We start from the raw sequence: 21,662 nt of genomic DNA, 5'->3' as shown, positions 1-21,662 counted from the left end.
TGAATGGAATGACGATGGAACACACCAACACCAACTTGCTGAGCACCCTGAATGCGGAACAAATGGCCGACGCCATCAAGGCGGCCGGCTGCGCCGTGACGAGCATTGAACACGACGGCGTGGTGCGCCTGCACAGCGCCAGCCATGGCATCGGCTTTCAAGTGCTGTGGGGTAACGAAGCATCGCCTGGCCAGTACGCGGACCTGACCCTGAGCTGCCCGCTGCGCGTGCAGGGCGGCGACTTGCCGGCCGGCTTGCTGGCCGAATGGCACCGCAGCAAGCGTTTTGCCCGCGTGGCCCAGCATGGCGATTTTGTCGTGCTCGAAATGGATGTACTGGTCGCCGGCGGCGTCAGCAAGGAGTACCTGAATATCAATCTGCAACTGTGGACACAGATGATGGGCCAGTTCTTCTTGTTTTTGCGCAACTTTACGCCGGCCGATACGAGCACTGCACCGGTAGTCGAGGCCGCCAGCGTGGCAGAAGAAGAAACTGTGCCGGCCTGACAAGCTGGCCAAAGGCGGTGAAAAAAGGCCCGTGGCGGGCCTTTTTTGCCGCCTGCGGGTCCCAAGTGTCGTATTAAATACTTATTTTTTAGGCATCGCGCATTAAAACTGTTCAAAGAGCGTGTGTGAATCAAGCCAGCAACGCCTGTATGGCGGATAATATTGCCTGTTGCCGATTTGGATACGACCTTTACACAAAAATGCGCCCCATGGATTTTACCCGCGACGAAACCAGTGAAACCCCAGTTGCCCCGGCCAGCGCGCCGGGAGCGCCTTTGCCGTATGCCGTCGCCACCTGGCTGCAGCGGGTGGAGGCTGCAGCCCATCCGAAGGCTGTGCTGAGCATTGCCGAACCGGACCCCAAACTCAACCAGCATCGATTGATTTACGTGCTGGCGCCCACCAGCGGTGGCCGCCACGTGGCCCTGTGCCTGTACAAGGCGCGGCTGCGGCCGAATGGCGACGTGGCAGCGGCGAGTCCCATCAGCGAAATCTTTTCCCTGCTGTCGGCGCCGCCCACCTTTTTGACGCCGGCGGACGAAGACCTCGTGCGTTTCTTCGTGGCCATGCGCAGCGGACAGAATTCGCAGACGGGCAGCGCCACGGAGCCGAAGGGCAAGGTGGGTGCGGCCCTGCTGAAAATGCTGGCCGAGCAAGATAAACTGTTGTGGGCCAATTCCTGGGCCGATGTGGGCAATGGCCTCGTGTACCCGTTGAAGGAAGGTCCCGTGCGTCCGGCGCGCCTGTTCTGGCGCGACGAAGGCAAGACCATGCGCCTGGGCTGGCAAGTGGACCCGCCGGAAGGCGCGAAACACCATGGCGCCGACCAGATCGACTACATGCTGCCCACCGATCCGCCGTGGTACATCGACAACCTGTCGTGCGGCGTGCTGGAACTGAACCAGGGCGGCTCCGACATTTCCCTGGCCGATTTGCAGGCGCTGGTGGCGCAGGCGCCGCCCCTGAACGCGAACGACAAGGTGCGCGTGTCGCAACTGCTGCTGGCGCAGGGCTTGCAGCATTTGATGCCGCTGCCGCAACCGTTGCCGCAGCGCTTGCGCAAGGATGTGCCCGCGCAACCGGTCCTGCTGCTCGACAGCGCCATGCTGGCCGATGGCAGCGCGCAGCGCTGGAGCGATTTCGCCGTGCTGTCCTACGACTACGATGGCGAGCGCGTCGCGTTCGACCCGTCGCAGCGCGTGGTGCGGCAAGTGGGCGAGGTGACGGAAATTATCCAGAGAAATACGCTCGATGAAGCGCGCGCTCTGGCCACCCTGGCCGAGCTGCAATTCAAGAAGCCGGGCTCCGCCCCCTTGAGCGGCTTGAAGGGCGCCTTGCTGCTGCCGTCCCAGGCGGAATGGCTGCGTTTTGCCGAGTATGGCATTGAGGCCTTGCTGGAGCAGGGCTGGATCGTGGAAAAGACGGCCAAGTACCGCTACGACGTGAGCGAAGCCGGTGACTGGTATGCGGAGATCGACGACCAGGACCCGGATAGCGGCAACGCCTGGTTCGAGCTGGAACTGGGCATCGTCGTCAACCAGGAACGAGTGCCGTTGCTGCCCGTGCTGGTGCAGCTGATCCGCAACGCACCCAACGATTTCAATCCGAAAGTCATCGAGGCGCATGCCGATGATGACCAGATGCTGGCAACCTTGCCGGACGGCACGCGCGTGGCCCTGCCGTGGGGCAGAGTGCGCCCCATCTTGAACACCCTGGGGGAACTGTATTTCAGCGACAAGATCAAACATGCGGTGCGCATGTCGACCCTGGACGCGGCGCGCCTGGAAGAACTGGCGCGGGGCCTGGAACTGCGCTGGACGGGCGGCGAGCAGCTGCGCGCCATGGGTCGCAAGCTGAGCCAGTTCGGTTCCGTGCAAAAAGTGGCGGCGCCAGCCGGTTTGCAAGCGACCCTGCGCGACTACCAGGCCGATGGCCTGGCGTGGATGCAATTCCTGCGCGACCATGACTTGGCCGGCATCCTGGCCGATGACATGGGCTTGGGAAAAACCGTGCAGACGCTGGCGCATATCCTGGTGGAAAAGGAAGCGGGCCGTTTGACGCATCCGGCGCTGGTCATCGCACCGACCAGCCTGATGGGCAACTGGCAGGACGAGGCGGCAAAATTTGCACCCAGCCTGAAAGTGTTGCTGTTGCAAGGCAAGGACCGCGCCCAGCAATTCGACCAGATCGATCAATGCGACCTGGTGCTGACCACCTACGCCCTGTTGCCGCGCGACGAGGAAACCCTGCGCGAGCACGATTTCCACCTGGTCATCCTCGACGAATCGCATTACATCAAGAATACGCGCAGCAAGGCGGCGCAAAGCGCGGGCCTGCTGCGCGCGCGCCACCGCCTGTGTTTGTCCGGCACGCCGCTGGAAAACCACCTGGGTGAATTGTGGTCGCAATTCCACTTCCTGCTGCCGGGCTTGCTGGGCGACGAGAAGGCCTTCAACACGCAGTTCCGCCATCCGATCGAGCGCCAGGACGACCCGCTGCGCCGCATGCTCCTGAACCGCCGCATCAAGCCCTTCCTGCTGCGCCGCACGAAGGACAATGTAGCCAAAGAGCTCCCGCCGAAAACGGAAATGGTGCGCAAGGTGGAATTGACGGGACCGCAGCGCGACCTGTATGAAACCGTGCGTCTTGCGATGGATCAAAAAGTACGCGAAGAAATCGACAAGAAGGGCGTGGCGCGCAGCCAGATCGTCATCCTCGAAGCGCTGTTGAAACTGCGCCAGGTCTGCTGTGATCCGCGCCTGGTGAAATCCTTGCCGGCGAAGAAGCAGTCGGCCGGTTCTGCCAAGCTGCTCGACCTGATGCAGATGGTGGAAGACTTGCTCGACGAAGGGCGCAAGATTCTCGTCTTCTCGCAATTTACCAGCATGCTGGAATTGATCGAGGAAGAGCTGGAATCGCGCGACATTCCCTACGCCTTGCTGACGGGCGAAACGAAGGACCGGGGCGCGCAAGTGGCGGCCTTCCAGCAGGGGGCCGTGCCCATCTTCCTGATCAGCCTGAAGGCGGGTGGCGTGGGCTTGAACCTGACGGCGGCCGACACGGTGATCCACTACGATCCGTGGTGGAATCCGGCGGCAGAAAACCAGGCCACGGACCGCGCCTGGCGCATCGGCCAGGACAAACCCGTGTTCGTGTACAAGCTGATCGCCAAGGGCACCTTGGAAGAAAAAATCCAGCTTCTGCAGCAAAAGAAATCGGAATTGGCGCAATCGATCCTGGCCGAAGGCGAAGCGCAGAAGATGGCGCTCACGCAAGAAGACTTGCAGCAGATTTTCGCTCCACTGGAAGATTAAGGGGGCCGCTGGCCCTATACTTGGCGATTCTTTCTTGCCAGGTATAAAGCATGCTGCCCTTCCTGCCTTTCCTTCTCTTGCTGCTTGCCGGCGTCATCCTCATGGCGCTGCGTCTCGTCCAGTTGCGCCGCGCCCTGCTGCGCGCGCGGGCGGGCGAAACGCAGTTCCGCCTGCTCGTCGAACACGGCCGCGACACGGCCTTCCTGCTCGACGCCGCTACCCTCGAATTGCTCTACATCAGCCCTGCAGCGCAGCGCCTGACGGGCCATGACTTGCCCGCCTTGCGCGCGCACGCGGCGCGCCTGGCGGCGGACGTTCCGGCCCGGCTGCAGCGCTGGCGCGATGGCGATGCCGGCCGTTTGACCCTGTTGCGCGAAGTGGAACTGCCGCATGCCGACGGGCATCCGTTGGCGCTGGAAATCAGCTCGACCATCGTGCCCGCCGCAGCGGGGCGCAGCATGACGCTGGTGGGCACGGTGCGCGACGTCAGCGAGGCCCAAGCGCAGGAAGCGGAGCGGGAAAAGGAGCAGAAGCGCTTCGCCTCGATGTTGTCGCATGAATTCCGCACGCCGCTGGCGACCATCGATGGCGCCATCCAGCGCCTCGTCTCGACATCGAAAGATGCCGACGAGGCCACGCGCAAGCGCTACGTGAAAATCCAGACGGCCGTTGACCGTTTGTTGTCCATGATCGACGACTATCTCTCACCTGAACGCATGGCGGCCATCGGCCGCGAGCGGGCTGCTGACGGCATCGCGCCGCTGGCCTTGCTGCAGCAGGCAGCCGCCACCGTGCCGGCCAGCCACTGCGTGCAGCTGGAACTCGACGAGGACTTGCCGGCCAGGCTGCGCTGCGACGTGCCGGGCATGGCCTTGTGCCTGAAAATCCTGCTCGATAACGCGGTCAAGTTCAGTCCGCCGGGCAGTGCCATCATCCTGTCGGGCAAGCTGGTGCCCGAGGGCGGCGTGGCGTTGTGCGTGCGCGATGCGGGGCCCGGCTTGCGGGAAGAAGAACTGGCGCAATTGTTTGAAAAAGGAAGCCGTGGAAGCTATGCGACGCATCCCGGTGCGGGCCTGGGCCTGTACATGGCACGCGCCGTCGTCGAGGTGCACGGGGGGAGTTTGCAGGGGCATAATCTGCCCGAAGGCGGGGCCATTTTCCGCATTTGGCTGCCGCTTCCTGTCCAGGCAAGGAAAAGCCTTGCTTCCGCTAAAGGCAACCGTGATAATTCCTTGACGTAAACCTATTGTGCCGTCCATCATGGTGCAGAAGTGAATGGCATGGTTTGCCCACGGTAGCTCACTAACGGAAGAATGGCGTAGCAATGACGAAAATATTGATCGTCGAAGACAATCTGGACTACGCAGAAGACATGGCGGAGTTTCTCGTTGAGCTCGAACACGAAGTCCATATCACCAGCTCCGCTGGCGGGATGTGGACGGCGTTGAGTCATGGCAATGTCGGCGTGGTCGTGCTGGACCTGGGCTTGCCCGATGAGGACGGCTTCAACGTCATCCCCCGCATGCGCCAGTTGTATCCGCAAATCGGCGTGCTGGTGTTGACGGGGCGTGTCGCTTTCGACAGCCGCATTCTGGGCTTGCGCCTGGGCGCCGACCATTACCTGACCAAGCCGATCAAATTCCCCGAACTGGCCGCCCACATCGAGGCGCTCGACCGCCGCGTCGGGCCGCAAGATCCCGTGCCGGAACCGGGCAAGTGGACCTTGAAAGTAAGCGCTCGCCAACTTGAGCTGATGGGCGCCGTCATTGGCCTGACGGAAAAAGAATTCAACTTTCTGCACCTGTTGACCATCAATACCCGCCCCGTGCCGCGCGACGTCATCGTGGCCGGCATGGGCGGTGAAGATCCCGATGCGGGCCGCCGCGTCGACATGCTCGTGTACCGGCTGCGCAAGAAAGCCAAGACGGGCCTGGGCCAGGACTTGCCGCTGCGCAGCGCGTATGGCGAGGGCTACAGTCTGTCGGCCAGTTTTAATCTGTCCTGATACGTGATGCCAGCCACCCGCAAGCGGGGTGGCTACATAAAAGGGACAGAGTCAATCGTTTTTCCCTGTATTTTCAATAAAACAGGGTCAGAGTCGTGTCTTGTACGTGCAAGTGTGTAAAATCAAGGCCTTAGCCTATCTTACTGACTCTGCCATGGCCCGTTTGCCCCGCCTCATCATTCCAGCATTGCCCCATTATGTGATCCAGCGCGGCAGCAACCGCCAGCCCGTGTTCCTGGAGGCGGCTGACTATGCGCAATTTTTGTCCTGGCTGAAAACGGGCGCGAAAATGTTCAAGGTGGCCATTCACGCCTACGTTTTGTTGCCAGATCAATTACATTTACTCGCCACCCCAAGCGATGCAAGGGGCCTGGGACAGCTGATGCAGTGGCTGGGGCGCTATTACGTGCCGTATTTCAATCAAAAATACGCCCGTGAAGGCGCTTTGTGGAAGGGACGCTACAAAACCTCCGTCATCGATCCCGACAATTTCTTTCTTACTTGCTGCCGCTATCTGGAGTGCGTACCCGTGCAAACGGGCTTGGTGGGCCAGGCATTGGACCATGCATGGTCCAGTTATGCCCACCATGCCGGTGTGCGACCCGATCCCGTGATCACTGACCATGCCCTGTACTGGGCGCTGGGCAACACGCCGTTCGACCGCGAGGCGGCCTATCTGCGCCTGTTCGAGCACGGCCTGGGCAGCAGCCAGGTGAAAACCGTGGAACAGGCTGTACTCAAGGGCTGGCCGCTGGGTTCCGAGCCGTTCAAGCAGGCGCTGGAACTGAAAATGCAGCGGCAAGTGCTGCCGGCCAAGCGGGGCCGTCCTCGTAAAATCGTGGCCGAGCCAGGCATCAATTGACACGCATGCGCAGTTAAAACAAAAAATCCAGCACTTCCTGATGTTTTATTGAGATTCTCTTTACTATGTCCCTATTAAATTTTGAGGGAAGCGCAAACTAATTAAATTCGACTCCGACCCTAATTGTTGTGGTTGAGTTTTTTGTTGCGTTGCACTACTCTAGTTTTTCGATAGTCATATGCAGCGGAGAAGCCCATGAAAGCGCAAGGCCTGTACGACCCAGCCAATGAACACGATGCCTGCGGCGTCGGTTTCGTCGCCCATATCAAGGGCAACAAGACCCATTCGATCGTCGAACAGGGTTTGCTGATTCTGAAAAACCTCGATCACCGGGGTGCCGTGGGCGCCGATGCGCTGATGGGCGATGGCGCCGGCATCCTGATCCAGATTCCCGATCAGTACTATCGCGAAGAAATGGCCAAGCAGGGCGTGGAATTGCCGCCACCTGGCGAATACGGCGTGGGCATGGTCTTCCTGCCGAAGGAACATGCGTCGCGCATCGCTTGCGAGCAGGAAATCGAACGCGCCGTGCGCATCGAAGGCCAGGTCGTGCTGGGCTGGCGCAACGTGCCCATCGATACGGACATGCCGATGTCGCCCACCGTGCGCGCCAAGGAACCGGTCATCCGCCAGATCTTCATCGGCCGCGGACCGGATATCATGGTCACCGACGCGCTCGAGCGCAAACTGTATGTGATCCGCAAATCGTCGGGCCACGCCATCCAGGCCTTGAAGCTGCTGCACGGCAAGGAATTCTTCGTGCCGTCGATGTCGGCGCGCACCATCGTCTACAAGGGCTTGCTGCTGGCCGACCAGGTGGGCGTGTACTACAAGGACTTGCAGGACGCGCGCTGCATCTCGGCCCTGGCCCTGGTGCACCAGCGTTTCTCGACGAATACCTTCCCCGAATGGCCGCTGGCCCACCCCTACCGCTTGATCGCGCACAATGGCGAGATCAACACCGTCAAAGGCAACTTCAACTGGATGCGCGCGCGCGAAGGCGTGATGAAGTCGGCCGTGCTGGGCGACGACCTGCAGAAACTCTTTCCGCTGATCTACGAAGGCCAGTCCGACACGGCGTGCTTCGACAATGCGCTGGAATTGCTGTTGATGGCCGGCTACCCGATCGCCCAGGCGATGATGATGATGATTCCGGAAGCGTGGGAAAACCACACGACCATGGATGACAACCGCCGCGCCTTCTATGAGTATCACGCGGCCATGATGGAACCGTGGGACGGCCCCGCCGCCATGGCGTTTACGGATGGCCGCCACATCGGCGGCACCCTGGACCGCAACGGTTTGCGTCCGGCCCGCTACATCGTCACGGACGACGACCTGGTGGTGATGGCGTCGGAATCGGGCGTGCTGCCGATTCCCGAGTCGAAAATCATCCAGAAATGGCGCTTGCAGCCTGGCAAGATGTTCCTGATCGACCTGGAAGCGGGCCGCATCATCGACGACCAGGAACTCAAAAACACCTACGCCAACGCCAAGCCGTATAAAGCGTGGATCAACTCGGTGCGCATCAAGCTCGACGAGATCAAGATGGCCGAAGGACAAGCCAAGCAAGACCGCGCGCAGGGCGAAAAAGAGCAGCCATCGCTGCTGGACCGCCAGCAGGCGTTCGGCTACACGCAGGAAGACTTGAAATTCCTCATGGCGCCGATGGCCGTGGCCGGCGAAGAGGCAACGGGCTCGATGGGCAATGACTCGCCGCTGGCCGTCATGTCGAACAAATTGAAGCCGCTGTATAACTACTTCAAGCAGCTGTTTGCGCAAGTGACGAACCCGCCGATCGACCCGATCCGCGAAGCGATGGTGATGTCGCTGGTGTCCTTCATCGGCCCGAAACCGAACTTGCTCGATACCAACAACGTCAACCCGCCGATGCGCCTGGAAGTGGCGCAACCCGTGCTGGGCTTTGACGACATGGCCCGTCTGCGCAACATCAGCGCCCACACGGGTGGCAAGTTCAAGTCGTACGAACTGGACATCTGCTACCCGCTGGCCTGGGGCAAGGAAGGCGTGGAAGCCTGCCTGGCCTCGCTGTGCGCGGAAGCCGTCGATGCCGTCAAATCCGGCCACAACATCTTGATCGTCTCGGACCGCGCCATCTGCGCCGACCAGGTGGCGATCCCCGCGCTGCTGGCCACCTCGACCGTGCATCAGCACCTGGTGAGCAAGGGCTTGCGCGCGTCCACGGGCCTCGTCGTGGAAACGGGCTCGGCTCGCGAAACGCACCATTTTGCCCTGCTCGCGGGCTATGGCGCGGAAGCCGTCCATCCCTACCTCGCCATGGAAACCCTGGCCGAGATGGCGCATGGCTTGCCCGGCGATTTGTCAGCCGACAAGGCCATCTACAACTACACCAAGGCCGTGGGCAAAGGCTTGATGAAAGTCATGTCGAAGATGGGCATTTCGACGTATATGTCGTACTGCGGCGCGCAAATCTTCGAAGCCATCGGCCTGAACAAGTCGCTGGTGGACAAATACTTCAAGGGCACGGCTTCGAACGTGGAAGGCATCGGCGTGTTTGAAGTGGCGGAAGAAGCACTGCGCCTGCATGCGCTGGCCTTCGGCAACGATCCCGTGCTGGCCGACAAGCTCGACGCGGGCGGCGAATATGCGTTCCGCGTGCGCGGCGAAGACCATATGTGGACGCCGGATGCGATTGCGAAATTGCAACACTCCACGCGCAGCAACAATTTCTCCAGCTATAAGGAGTACGCGCAAATCATCAATGACCAGAGCCGTCGCCACCTGACCCTGCGCGGCCTGTTCGAATTCAAGCTCGACCCGACCAAGGCGATCCCGCTCGACGAAGTGGAACCGGCCAAGGAAATCGTCAAGCGTTTCGCCACGGGCGCCATGTCGCTCGGTTCCATCAGCACGGAAGCGCACGCCACCCTGGCGGTCGCCATGAACCGCATCGGCGGCAAGTCGAACACGGGCGAGGGCGGTGAAGATCCGAACCGCTACACGCAGGAATTGAAGGGCATTCCGATCCGCCAGGGCGACACCATGGCTTCCATCGTGGGCGCCGAGCAGATCGTCGTCGATATTGCCTTGCAGGAAGGCGATTCCATGCGCTCGCGCATCAAGCAGGTGGCGTCGGGACGTTTCGGCGTGACGGCCGCCTACCTCAATTCGGCCGACCAGATCCAGATCAAGATGGCGCAGGGTGCGAAACCGGGCGAAGGCGGCCAGTTGCCGGGCCATAAGGTCTCCGAATACATCGCCAGCCTGCGCTTCTCCGTGCCGGGCGTGGGCTTGATTTCGCCGCCGCCGCACCACGATATCTATTCGATCGAAGATCTGGCGCAGCTGATCCATGACTTGAAGAACGCCAATCCGCGTGCCTCGATCTCCGTGAAACTGGTGTCGGAAGTAGGCATCGGCACGGTGGCCGCCGGCGTCACCAAGGCCAAGGCCGACCACGTGGTCGTCGCTGGCCACGATGGCGGCACGGGCGCCTCGCCATTGTCATCCGTGAAACATGCGGGTACGCCGTGGGAGCTGGGTCTCGCAGAAACCCAACAAACGCTGGTCTTGAATGGCTTGCGCAGCCGCATCCGCGTACAGGCCGATGGCCAGATGAAGACGGGCCGCGACGTGGTCATCGCCGCCCTGTTGGGCGCCGACGAAATCGGTTTCGCCACGGCGCCGCTGGTGGTCGAAGGCTGCATCATGATGCGCAAATGCCATCTGAACACCTGCCCCGTGGGCGTGGCTACGCAAGACCCCGTGCTGCGCGCCAAGTTCTCCGGCAAACCGGAATACGTTGTCAATTACTTCTTCTTCGTTGCCGAGGAAGCCCGTCAATTGATGGCGCAGCTGGGCATCCGCACCTACGACGAACTGATCGGCCGCGTCGACTTGCTGGACAAATCCAAGGCGATTTCGCACTGGAAGGCGCAAGGCCTGGACTTCTCGGCCATCTTCTACAAGCCGGAAACGCCGGATGGACTAGCCTGCCGCCACGTGGAGTTCCAGGACCATGCGCTGGAGAAAGCACTGGATCACAAGCTGATCGCGCAAGCGCGCGCGGCGCTGGAAAAGGGCGAGCGCGTCTCCTTCATTTCGCCCGTGCGCAACCTGAACCGAACGGTGGGCACCATGCTGTCCGGCGAAGTGGCGAAGAAATATGGCCACGCCGGCTTGCCGGACGACACCATCCACATTCAATTGCAAGGCACGGCGGGCCAGTCGGCCTGTGCCTTCCTGGCGCATGGCATCACCATCGACCTGGTGGGCGAGGGCAATGATTACGTGGGCAAGGGCTTGTCGGGCGGGCGCATCATCGTGCGGCCGAATACGGAATTCCGCGGCTGGGCGGTGGACAACATCATCATCGGCAACACGGTGCTGTACGGCGCGATTGCCGGCGAAGCCTTCTTCAATGGCGTGGCCGGTGAACGCTTTGCCGTGCGCAACTCGGGCGCCACCACGGTGGTCGAGGGCCTGGGCGACCATGGCTGTGAATACATGACGGGCGGTACGGTGGTGGTGCTGGGCGCCACGGGACGCAACTTTGCGGCCGGCATGTCGGGCGGCATCGCCTATGTGTATGACCCGGCTGGCGACTTTGCCAGCAGGTGCAACACGGCCATGGTCAGCCTGGACAAGGTCGTGTCCGCAGTGGAACAGCATCTCGACCGCGATGCCTGGCATACGCAGCACCGCGAAGGCGTGCCGGAAGCCGACGAGGTCATCCTCAAGCGCCTGATCGAGCGACACTTCAAGCACACGGGCAGCACGCGCGCCCGCGTCTTGCTCGATGACTGGGCTGCGGCGCGCGGCAAGTTCGTGAAAGTCTTCCCGAACGAATACAAGCGCGCACTGATTGAGATGGCTGCCGATGCCGCCATGGAAGTACAAGCCGTCGCCGCCTGAGCCAGCCGAGATGAATGTGAAGGGAGCGGCCGCGCCGCTCCCGCCAGCTAAAAATACAAAGGAATAATCGTGGGTAAAATTACCGGCTTCATGGAATTCAAGCGCCAGGACGAACACTATCTGGAGCCTGCCGCGCGCCTGAAGAACTACAAGGAATTCGTGCTGCACCTGTCGGATGCGCAAGCCACCGTGCAGGGCGCGCGCTGCATGGATTGCGGCATTCCCTTCTGCACCACGGGTTGTCCCGTGAATAACATCATTCCCGACTGGAATGACCTGGTGTACCGCGGCGCTTACCGCGAAGCGCTCGACATCTTGCATTCGACCAACAACTTCCCGGAATTTACGGGCCGCATCTGCCCGGCACCGTGCGAATCGGCCTGCACCCTGGGTATCCATGAAGATCCGGTCGGCATCAAGTCGATCGAACATAAAATCATCGACATGGGCTGGGAGCACGGCTGGGTCACGCCGCAGCCGGCCCCTTTCAGCACGGGCAAGAAAGTGGCCATCGTCGGCTCCGGCCCTGCCGGCCTGGCGGCGGCGCAGCAACTGGCGCGCGCCGGCCATGCCGTCACCGTGTTTGAAAAGAGCGACCGGGTCGGTGGTTTGTTGCGTTATGGCATCCCTGACTTCAAGATGGAAAAGTCGCACATCGACTTGCGCGTGAAACAGATGCAAGCCGAAGGCGTGGTCTTCCGCACCAGCGTGCTGGTCGGCAAGGATTTCCCTGCCCACGTCAACAACTGGGCCAAGGAAACCATTTTCCCGGAAGACCTGGAAAAAGAATTTGACGCCGTCATCATGGCCGGCGGCGCCGAGCAGCCGCGCGACTTGCCCGTGCCGGGCCGCGAGCTGAAAGGCGTGCATTTCGCCATGGATTTCCTGCCGCTGCAAAACAAGGTCAACGCGGGCGACAAGCTCAAGGACCAGATCAAGGCGACGGGCAAGCACGTGGTGGTGATCGGCGGCGGCGACACGGGGTCCGACTGCGTGGGTACCTCGAACCGCCATGGCGCCGCCTCGGTGGCCCAGTTCGAACTGATGCCGCAGCCGCCGGAACAGGAAAACAAGCCGCTGGTCTGGCCGTACTGGCCGACCAAGCTGCGCACCTCGTCCTCGCACGAGGAAGGCTGCGAACGCGACTGGGCCGTGGCGACCAAGCGTTTCGAAGGCAAGGGCGGCAAAGTGGAAAAGCTGATCGCCTGCCGCGTGGAATGGAAAGACGGCAAGATGAGCGAAGTGCCGAACTCGGAATTCGAGATGAAGGCCGACCTGGTCTTCCTGGCCATGGGTTTTGTTTCCCCTGTGCAACAAGTGCTGGAAGCGTTTGGCGTCGATACGGATGCACGCGGCAACGTCAAGGCCAGCACGGAGGGCCAGGGTTGCTACCAGACTTCGGTGGCCAAGGTGTTTGCGGCCGGCGACATGCGCCGTGGCCAGTCGCTGGTGGTCTGGGCGATCCGCGAAGGGCGCCAGTGCGCGCGCGCCGTCGATGAGTTCCTGATGGGGGCATCGCTGCTGCCACGCTAATTAACGAGCAATTGTTCGTTTTTTGACAGGGTCACGACGCGGATTGCGACGTGGCCTTTGTCATTTTTACTGATCAAGTCGACAGCCGTGAACGCTATCGGATGGGGACGCGATGCGCAGGTCAAATTTCCACTACAATATCTGACTTTCAATTCATTAGTGTTGTATTCTTCCCCTTTACGGGGCTGTCTCTAGGGGTGTCTCAGCAGAGGTTGGCGTTTCTGCACTACAATACGCCATTAAAATAGTGAGCTTCGTCGTGCCAAATCTTGTTGAGATCCGTGATTTACACTTTGCCTATGGAGAACGTTCGATTTTATCGGGCCTTCAAATGGATTTCCCACGTGGAAAAGTTGTGGCCGTCATGGGTGGCTCCGGCAGTGGCAAGACGACCGTATTGCGCCTGATCGGCGGGCAATTGCGCCCCAGTTCTGGCTCCGTGAATATCGACGGCCAGATCGTGCATACGCTCAAGACCGACGAGTTATATCAGTTGCGCCGCAAGATGGGCATGCTGTTCCAGCACGGCGCCTTGTTTACAGACTTGACGGCGTTCGAAAACGTGGCGTTTCCCCTGCGCGAACACACGGACCTGAATGAAGAGCTGATCCGCACCCTGGTGCTGATGAAGCTGCACGCAGTGGGACTGCGCAACGCGGCGCAATTGAAGCCGGCCGAGATCTCGGGCGGCATGGGCCGGCGCGTCGCGCTGGCGCGTGCCATCGCGCTCGACCCCGAACTGATCATGTACGACGAGCCGTTCGCCGGCCTGGACCCGATTTCCATGGGCGTGACGGCCAATTTGATCCGCAATCTGAACGATGCGCTGGGTTCCACGTCTATCCTGGTATCGCACGACGTGAAGGAGTGTTTCGCCATCGCTGATTATGTCTATTTTCTGTCATCGGGCAAGATCGTGGCGCACGGCACGCCGGCCGAGATGGCCGCGTCGACGCATCCGTACGTCAAGCAGTTCGTCAATGCCGAGGCCGATGGCCCCGTGCCGTTCCACTATCCGGGCAAGTCGCTGGCCGACGACCTTGGCCTGCATGCAGGAGCGGGCCGATGATCGCGCGTTTCCTGGCGGCAATCGGTGCATGGTTGCGTAATTCAGTACAAGACCTTGGCTTTGCCGTACGTTCCTTCTTTCTCATTATCGCCTCCTCAGGTGGCTTGTGGCGTCGTCCACACTTGCTCATCGAGCAATTGTTTTACATCGGCAGCCGGTCGGTGCTGATTATCGCCGTGTCTGGCCTGTTCGTCGGCATGGTGTTGGGATTGCAAGGCTATTACACACTGAGCACCTTTGGCGCGACGCAGTCGCTGGGGCAGTTGGTGGCGCTGTCCTTGATGCGTGAACTGGGTCCGGTCGTCACGGCGCTGCTGTTCGCGGGCCGCGCCGGCACCTCGCTGACGGCGGAAATCGGCCTGATGAAGGCGGGCGAGCAGTTGTCGGCCATGGAAATGATGGCCGTGAATCCGATCCAGCGCGTGCTGGCGCCCCGTTTCTGGGCCGGCGTGATCGCCATGCCGATTCTGGGCGGCATCTTCACGGCCGTCGGCGTCATCGGCAGCTACCTGGTGGGCGTGGTGCTGATCGGCGTCGATGAAGGCTCGTTCTGGTCGCAGATGCAGGGCGGTGTGAATGTCTGGAAAGATATCGCCAACGGTACCTATGTCAAAAGCATGGTCTTCGGCATTGCGGTGACGTTCATCGCGCTGTTCCAGGGTTACCAGGCACAGCCGACGCCGGAAGACGTCTCCGGCGCGACCACGCGCACGGTGGTGATTTCGTCGTTGATGGTGTGGTGGCTCGATTTCATGATGACGGCGTTGATGTTTAGCAAGTAATTGCCGATCAGCGAACAAACAGCGGGCCTGGGCAGGATGTTGCGCAGGCGGCAGCAAGTAAAAATAATTTAGGATTGTTTATGCAACGTAAATCTATGGATGTCTGGGTCGGCTTGTTCGTCTTGCTGGGTGTGGCGGCATTGATGTTTTTGGCGCTCAAGGCCGGCAATATGAGCTCGCTGTCTTTCAGCAAGACGTATACCATTAGCGCCAAGTTCGACAATATTGGCGGTCTCAAGCCGCAGGCGCCCGTCAAGGGCGCTGGCGTGGTGGTGGGGCGCGTGGCGGAGATCCGGTTTGACGACAAGACTTACCAGGCGCTGGTGAAACTCGACATCGAAGATGGTTACAAATTTCCGAAAGACAGCTCGGCCAAGATTTTGACGGCCGGTTTGCTGGGTGAGCAATATATCGGCCTGGAAGCAGGCGGCGATCTGGCGAACCTGGCAGAGGGCGACAAGATCGCCCGTACTCAATCGGCCACAGTGCTGGAAGACCTGATCAATCAGTTCATCTACAGCAAGGCAGCGGAAGGAAAGGACAGCAAATGAGCGAGTCGATCAAGCAACCCCAAGGCAGCCTGGCGCGTATCGGCCTGGCCCTGGCCATCGCCGCCAGCGTAAGCGCTTGCGCCACCGGCAGCAATCCGCGCGACCCGCTCGAGGGGTATAACCGCGCCATGTTCAAGTTCAACGACACCGTCGACCAGGTGGCCCTGAAACCGGTCGCCACGGCCTACAAGACGGTCACGCCGTCGTTCGTGCAAACGGGCGTGGGCAACTTCTTCGGCAACTTGTCCGATGTGTGGAGCGCCGTGAACAACTTGCTGCAAGGCAAGGGTGAAGCGGGCTTGCAGGACGTCGTGCGCGTCAGCATGAACTCGACTTTCGGACTCTTCGGCCTGATCGACATCGCCTCGCAGGCGGGTATTCCGAAGCATAACGAAGACTTTGGCCAGACCCTGGGCTGGTATGGCGTCCAGCCCGGTCCGTACGTGATGCTGCCGCTGCTGGGCCCATCGACCGTGCGCGACACGGTGGCCCTGCCGCTCGATATCACGGGCGACCCATGGCGCTACAAGGACCCTGTCTCGGTGCGCAATATCGGCACGGTGACGCGCGTAGTCGACAAGCGCGCCGCGCTGCTCGACGCGACGAACCTGATGGAAGCGGCCGCGCTGGACCGCTATGAATTCATCCGCGACGGCTTCCTGCAGGCGCGCGAAAGCAAGGTTTTTGATGGCGATACGGACCGCCGCGACCGAAAAGTGCCAAAAAACGACACCAGCGATTATGAGCCGGAGTACGAGGCAAAACCGCCCGCGGACAGTGTAGCGCCTGCGGCCACGGCCGCCGCCGCTGTGGTGGCGCCCGCGGACCTCGTAACATCTGGTAGCAATGCCGTTGCAGCCGAGACCAAGCGCCAGGAGTAAACTGGGGTACAGAAACACCACGGCTGCGATCAACGCCAGCCGGTGCATAGCAACACCATGAAAGGTAGAACCATGAAATTGATGAAACAACTGCTGGCGATGGCGACCATCGCCTTTGCCACCGCCGCCCAGGCCGCCCCCGCTATGGAAGCGCCGGACGTATTGGTCAAGCGCATCAGCCAGGACGTGATCGACACGGCCAAGAACGACAAGGCCATCCAGGCTGGCGATATCAAGCGTGTCACCGAATTGGTGGAAAGCAAGGTCTTGCCGTACGTGGATTTCCAGCGCATGACGGCCCTGGCCGCCGGCCGCTTCTGGCGCGACGCCACGCCGGACCAGCAAAGGCAGCTGTCCGCGGAATTTCGCACCTTGCTGATCTACACGTATTCGGGCGCCCTGTCGCAGATCAAGAACGAAACTGTGGAATTCAAGCCGATGCGCGCCGATCCGGCCGATACGGAAGTGGAAGTGCGCTCGCAGGTCAACGTGGCGCGCGGCGAACCCGTGCCCCTGAACTACCGCGTGGCGAAAACCCCGTCCGGCTGGAAGATCTATGACATCAACGTGCTGGGCGCGTGGTTGGTGGAAACGTATAAAAGCAGCTTCGCCAGCGAGATCAGCAAGGGCGGCATCGATGGCCTGATCAAGACCTTGCAGGCAAAAAACAAGGCCCTGGCCAGCCGTCCTGCTGTCAAAGCCAAATAATCGGCTATCATATAGCTCCTGAACCAGCTCCAGACCAGCGCAGCCCGACGCCATGCCCGACTCTCTCGACACTTTGCAGTCCCTGACTTCCCTGACCGTGCACAATGCCACTGTGGCATTGGAGCAAGGTCTGGACGCCATCCGCTCGGGTCAGACCAAGTTCGACTTGCGCAACGTCAAGGCCGTCGATTCGGCCGCCGTTTCCGTCATGCTGACGTGGCAGCGCGCCGCGCAGGATGCGGGCGGCGTGCTGGAGCTGAAAAACCTGCCGAACAACCTGAAAAACCTCACCAAGCTGTATGGCGTCTGCTCGCTTGTCTCGAGCACTTTGAGCGCCGACGACTGCGGCAGCGCCGGCGGCCTCGCCGAACGCAGCCCGTCCGACCTGCATCATCATTGATCCTGTCCCACTCCCCGCATCAGCAGTAGCTTTCAAGCCGGCTGGCCAGCAGCGCCGCCGGATTGATCTCCAAGTGTTCCACGAATTTTCCAACTATAATTGACTGTTGCGCCATCCTCACCTGAAGGCGGCGCCCTGCACCGGCCTGCCGGCCTGGATGTCTCCGGCAACTGGCGCATCACACCAGACGCATTACACTTGAAACAAGCACATGACCGCAATTCAAATCACGAATGTAGAAAAGAGCTATAAATCGCTCAAGGCGCTGGGCGGCGTGTCGCTGGCCATCGAGGAAGGCGAGTTTTTCGGCCTGCTCGGCCCGAATGGCGCCGGCAAGACGACCCTCATTTCCATCATCGCCGGCCTGATACGCCCCGACGCTGGCACCGTCAAGATCCACGGCCACGATGTGGTCAAGGACTTCCGCAATGCGCGCCGCAACCTGGGCGTGGTGCCGCAGGAGCTGGTGTTCGACCCGTTTTTCACCGTGCGCGAAACCCTGCGCCTGCAGTCCGGCTATTTCGGCCTGCCGAACAACGACAAGTGGATCGACGAGGTCATGGAAAACCTCGACCTGACCGGCAAGGCCGACACGAATATGCGCGCCCTGTCAGGCGGCATGAAGCGCCGCGTGCTCGTCGCCCAGGCGCTGGTGCACAAGCCGCCCGTCATCGTGCTCGATGAGCCGACTGCCGGCGTCGACGTGGAACTGCGCCAGACCCTGTGGAAGTTCATCTCGCGCCTGAACCGCGAAGGCGGTCACACGGTCGTGCTGACCACCCACTACCTGGAAGAGGCGCAAGCCATGTGCCAGCGCGTCGCCATGCTGAAAACCGGCAAGGTGGTGGCGCTCGACACCATGTCGGCCCTGATCCGCCGCATCGCCGGTTCGCAGCTGCAGGTGCACCTGAAACACGGCGCCTTGCCTGCCGACCTGCAGCACCTGGTGCTGCACCCGGAAGAACAGCAGGCACCGAACAAGTTCAGCCTGCGCGTCAACGAATACAGCGAAGTCGAGAAAATCCTCGCACGCCTGCGTGAAGCGGGCGTCGAAATCGATGAAATGCAATTGCAACAAGCCGACCTGGAAGATATCTTCTTGCAGATCATGGATAAAGGTACCGTATGATTTCGACAGGATTTCGCACCCTCGTCTACAAAGAGACGCTGCGCTTCTGGAAAGTGGCGACGCAAACCGTGGCCGCGCCCGTGCTCACGTCGATGTTGTACCTGCTGGTGTTCGGCCATGTGCTCGACGGCCGCGTGGAGCCGAGCCCCGGCGTCAGCTACACGGCCTTTTTGATTCCCGGCCTGGTGATGATGAGCGTGCTGCAAAACGCGTTTGCCAACTCCTCGTCTTCGCTGATCCAGTCGAAGATCACGGGCAACCTGGTGTTCGTGCTGCTCACCCCCTTGTCGCACTGGGAAATCTTCTCGGCGTATGTACTTGCTTCCGTCGCGCGCGGCCTGGCCGTGGGCTTTGGCGTGTTTGCCATCACTTGCTGGTTCGCCAAGCTGTCGTTTGTCGCGCCCCTGTGGATCGTCATCTTTGCCTTCCTGGGCGCCGCCATGCTGGGCACCATGGGCCTGATCGCCGGCATCTGGGCCGAGAAATTCGACCAGCTGGCCGCCTTCCAGAACTTCCTGATCATGCCGGCCACCTTTTTGTCGGGCGTGTTCTATTCGATCCACTCGCTGCCGCCGTTCTGGCAGACGGTATCGCACCTGAACCCCTTCTTTTACATGATCGACGGTTTCCGCTACGGCTTCTTCGGCGTGTCCGACGTCAGCCCGTGGCTCAGTCTTTCCATCGTCGCCGGCTTCCTCGTGATCCTGGCGCTGGCGTCGATCCGCCTGCTGAAAAGCGGCTATCGTTTGCGTCACTAGTTGCGACACTGATTGCGGCACATCACATCACTACATTATTCAATATCAAGGACTTATCGTGACCACCACTCCAGAACTGATCCACGGCTACCTGTCGGCCGGCCTCGAATGCACGCACCTCGAAGTGGAGGGCGATGGCCAGCACTTCCAGGCCGTGATCGTTTCGCCCGCATTTGCCGGCAAGCGTTTGATCCAGCGTCACCAGATCGTCTATGCGGCGCTGGGCGACCGCATGCGCGAGGAAATCCATGCGCTGTCGATGAAAACCCTGACACCTGAAGAATTCCAAGGATAAGCACATGGACAAGCTCCTCATCAACGGCGGCAACCGCCTGAACGGCGACATCGCCATCTCCGGCGCGAAAAACGCCGCCTTGCCCATCCTGTGCGCCGGCCTGCTGACTGCGGGCGACCTGGACCTGACGAACGTGCCGCACCTGCACGACGTGGCCACCATGCTCAAACTGCTGGGCCAGACGGGCCTGAAGGTGCAACAGGACGGCGACCGCGTGGTCTTGAATGGCAGTGCCATCGATACCCTGGAAGCGCCGTATGAACTGGTGAAGACCATGCGCGCCTCGATCCTGGTGCTGGGCCCCATGCTGGCGCGCTTCGGCGTAGCCAAGGTCTCGCTGCCGGGCGGCTGCGCCATCGGTTCGCGCCCCGTCGACCAGCACATCAAGGGCCTGGAAGCGCTGGGCGCCGAGATCCGCATCGAAGCGGGCTACATCTACGCCAAGTGCGCCAAGCTGAAAGGCGCGCGCATCGTCACCGACATGATCACCGTCACCGGCACCGAGAACCTGCTGATGGCAGCGACCCTGGCCGAAGGCGAGACCATCCTGGAAAACGCCGCCTGCGAACCGGAAGTAACCGACCTGGCGCACCTGCTGGTGGCCATGGGCGCAAAGATCGACGGCATCGGCACCAGCCGCCTGGTGATCCAGGGCGTCGACGCCTTGCATGGCGCCTCGCACGCGGTCATCGCCGACCGTATCGAAACGGGCACCTTCCTGTGCGCAGTGGCGGCCACCGGCGGCGACATCACCTTGCGCAACGTGCGCACCGATATCCTCGACGCGGCGCTCGACAAGCTGCGCGCCATGGGCCTGACGATGACTTTTGGCGCCGACTGGATCCGCGCCGAAATGTCGGCCCGTCCGAACCCCGTCAGCTTCCGCACCACGGAATACCCGGGCTTCCCGACCGACATGCAGGCGCAGTTCATGGCCGTGAACACGATTGCCAATGGCGCCAGCCGCGTCACCGAGACGATTTTCGAGAACCGCTACATGCACGTGCAGGAAATGAACCGCCTGGGCGCCGACATCACCATCGAGGGCAACACGGCCATTATCGCCGGCGTCAAGCAGCTGCGTGGCGCGCCCGTGATGGCGACCGACCTGCGCGCCTCGGCCTCGCTGGTGATCGCCGCCCTGGCGGCCGACGGCGAAACGCTGATCGACCGCATCTATCACCTCGACCGCGGCTACGACCGCATGGAAGTGAAGCTGTCCGCAGTGGGCGCGAACATCGTGCGCATCAAGTAACAACAAGAAAAGGAATGAGCATGAACGGATCGAACAACGGTGACAGCTCCCAGCTGATCCTGGCGCTCTCGAAAGGTCGCATTTTTGAGGACACCATGCCGCTGCTGGAAGCGGCCGGCATCAAGGTGCTGGAAAACCCGGAGACCTCGCGCAAGCTGATTTTGGCCACCAACGATCCGAACGTGCGCGTCATCATCGTGCGCGCCAGCGACGTGCCGACCTATGTGCAGTACGGCGCGGCCGATTTCGGCGTGGCGGGCAAGGATGTCTTGCTGGAACACGGCGGCGAAGGCCTGTACCAGCCGATCGACCTGAATATCGCCGCCTGCCGCATGTCGGTGGCGGTGCAGGCCGGCTTTGACTACGAAAAGGCCGTGCAGCAGGGCGCGCGCCTGCGCGTGGCCACCAAGTTCGTGCACACGGCGCGCGAGCATTTCGCCGCCAAGGGCGTGCACGTCGACCTGATCAAGCTGTATGGCTCGATGGAACTGGCGCCCCTGGTCGGCCTGTCCGACGCCATCGTCGACCTGGTCAGCACGGGCAGCACTTTGCGCGCGAACAACCTCGTCGAGGTCGAGCACATCATGGAAATCTCGTCGCGCCTGGTGGTCAACCAGGCGGCGCTCAAGCTCAAGCGCGAGCGTTTGCAGCCGATTATCGAGGCGTTTGAACGTGCTTCGCAAGCTGCCTCGCAAGCCTAGACACTCTCAGTAGCAGA

18 protein-coding genes are annotated in these 21,662 nt (G+C 61.3%); all 18 read left to right on the top strand.

Annotated elements, in window-relative coordinates:
* Positions 1–14: 14 nt before the first annotated feature.
* The 18 genes from ACQ4W0_RS25625 to hisG all read left to right on the top strand — a co-directional run bounded on the left by ACQ4W0_RS25625 (position 15) and on the right by hisG (position 21,645).
* Positions 15–506, top strand: a complete 492-nt coding sequence (locus ACQ4W0_RS25625) for a YbjN domain-containing protein (protein ID WP_436579311.1) — start codon at positions 15–17, stop codon at positions 504–506.
* 209 nt (positions 507–715) lie between these two features.
* Positions 716–3,820, top strand: coding sequence for a DEAD/DEAH box helicase (locus ACQ4W0_RS25620; RefSeq protein ID WP_436579310.1), 3,105 nt, complete (start codon positions 716–718; stop codon positions 3,818–3,820).
* 50 nt (positions 3,821–3,870) lie between these two features.
* Complete coding sequence (locus tag ACQ4W0_RS25615) at positions 3,871–5,061, top strand: PAS domain-containing sensor histidine kinase (RefSeq protein WP_436579309.1); 1,191 nt, start codon at positions 3,871–3,873, stop codon at positions 5,059–5,061.
* 83 nt (positions 5,062–5,144) lie between these two features.
* Positions 5,145–5,825, top strand: coding sequence for a response regulator transcription factor (locus ACQ4W0_RS25610; RefSeq protein ID WP_436579308.1), 681 nt, complete (start codon positions 5,145–5,147; stop codon positions 5,823–5,825).
* Between the two features lie 154 nt (positions 5,826–5,979).
* The gene (locus tag ACQ4W0_RS25605; RefSeq protein ID WP_436579307.1) at positions 5,980–6,687 is read left to right on the top strand and encodes a transposase; all 708 of its coding nucleotides are present in this window, start codon (positions 5,980–5,982) and stop codon (positions 6,685–6,687) included.
* A 195-nt stretch (positions 6,688–6,882) separates the two neighbouring features.
* On the top strand, positions 6,883–11,583 hold the full coding sequence (locus ACQ4W0_RS25600) for a glutamate synthase-related protein (protein ID WP_436579306.1): 4,701 nt from the start codon (positions 6,883–6,885) through the stop codon (positions 11,581–11,583).
* Between the two features lie 69 nt (positions 11,584–11,652).
* The gene (locus ACQ4W0_RS25595) at positions 11,653–13,116 is read left to right on the top strand and encodes a glutamate synthase subunit beta (protein ID WP_436579305.1); all 1,464 of its coding nucleotides are present in this window, start codon (positions 11,653–11,655) and stop codon (positions 13,114–13,116) included.
* A gap of 259 nt (positions 13,117–13,375) precedes the next feature.
* On the top strand, positions 13,376–14,185 hold the full coding sequence (locus ACQ4W0_RS25590; RefSeq protein ID WP_436579304.1) for an ABC transporter ATP-binding protein: 810 nt from the start codon (positions 13,376–13,378) through the stop codon (positions 14,183–14,185).
* Positions 14,182–14,967: a lipid asymmetry maintenance ABC transporter permease subunit MlaE gene (gene mlaE, locus ACQ4W0_RS25585; protein ID WP_101483234.1), complete on the top strand. Its 786-nt coding sequence runs from the start codon at positions 14,182–14,184 to the stop codon at positions 14,965–14,967. The genes ACQ4W0_RS25590 and mlaE overlap by 4 nt, the downstream gene beginning before the upstream one ends.
* Before the next feature lie 80 nt (positions 14,968–15,047).
* Positions 15,048–15,518, top strand: coding sequence for an outer membrane lipid asymmetry maintenance protein MlaD (mlaD, locus tag ACQ4W0_RS25580; RefSeq protein ID WP_101483233.1), 471 nt, complete (start codon positions 15,048–15,050; stop codon positions 15,516–15,518).
* A complete protein-coding gene (locus tag ACQ4W0_RS25575; protein WP_436579303.1) occupies positions 15,515–16,399 on the top strand; it encodes an MlaA family lipoprotein in 885 nt (294 codons plus the stop codon). Before mlaD ends, ACQ4W0_RS25575 begins: the two co-directional genes overlap by 4 nt.
* A 72-nt stretch (positions 16,400–16,471) precedes the next feature.
* Complete coding sequence (locus ACQ4W0_RS25570) at positions 16,472–17,107, top strand: MlaC/ttg2D family ABC transporter substrate-binding protein (RefSeq protein WP_436579302.1); 636 nt, start codon at positions 16,472–16,474, stop codon at positions 17,105–17,107.
* A 52-nt stretch (positions 17,108–17,159) separates the two neighbouring features.
* Positions 17,160–17,507, top strand: coding sequence for an STAS domain-containing protein (locus ACQ4W0_RS25565; RefSeq protein WP_436579301.1), 348 nt, complete (start codon positions 17,160–17,162; stop codon positions 17,505–17,507).
* Positions 17,508–17,718: 211 nt separating this feature from the next.
* Positions 17,719–18,636 (top strand): ABC transporter ATP-binding protein, encoded by a 918-nt coding sequence (locus ACQ4W0_RS25560; protein ID WP_326459558.1) that lies wholly within the window; start codon positions 17,719–17,721, stop codon positions 18,634–18,636.
* Positions 18,633–19,394, top strand: a complete 762-nt coding sequence (locus ACQ4W0_RS25555; RefSeq protein WP_436579300.1) for an ABC transporter permease — start codon at positions 18,633–18,635, stop codon at positions 19,392–19,394. The genes ACQ4W0_RS25560 and ACQ4W0_RS25555 overlap by 4 nt, the downstream gene beginning before the upstream one ends.
* 58 nt (positions 19,395–19,452) lie before the next feature.
* On the top strand, positions 19,453–19,689 hold the full coding sequence (locus ACQ4W0_RS25550; protein WP_034753824.1) for a BolA family protein: 237 nt from the start codon (positions 19,453–19,455) through the stop codon (positions 19,687–19,689).
* A 4-nt stretch (positions 19,690–19,693) separates the two neighbouring features.
* Entirely contained in the window at positions 19,694–20,944 is a 1,251-nt protein-coding gene (gene murA, locus ACQ4W0_RS25545; protein ID WP_436579299.1) for a UDP-N-acetylglucosamine 1-carboxyvinyltransferase, read from the top strand.
* A gap of 14 nt (positions 20,945–20,958) precedes the next feature.
* Complete coding sequence (gene hisG, locus ACQ4W0_RS25540) at positions 20,959–21,645, top strand: ATP phosphoribosyltransferase (RefSeq protein WP_436579298.1); 687 nt, start codon at positions 20,959–20,961, stop codon at positions 21,643–21,645.
* Positions 21,646–21,662 lie beyond the last annotated feature (17 nt).

Source organism: Janthinobacterium breve (genome assembly GCF_051380895.1).
Taxonomy (GTDB): domain Bacteria; phylum Pseudomonadota; class Gammaproteobacteria; order Burkholderiales; family Burkholderiaceae_D; genus Janthinobacterium.
The sequence above is the reverse complement of the archived record's forward strand: the minus strand, read 5'-3'. Positions and strand labels throughout refer to the sequence as shown.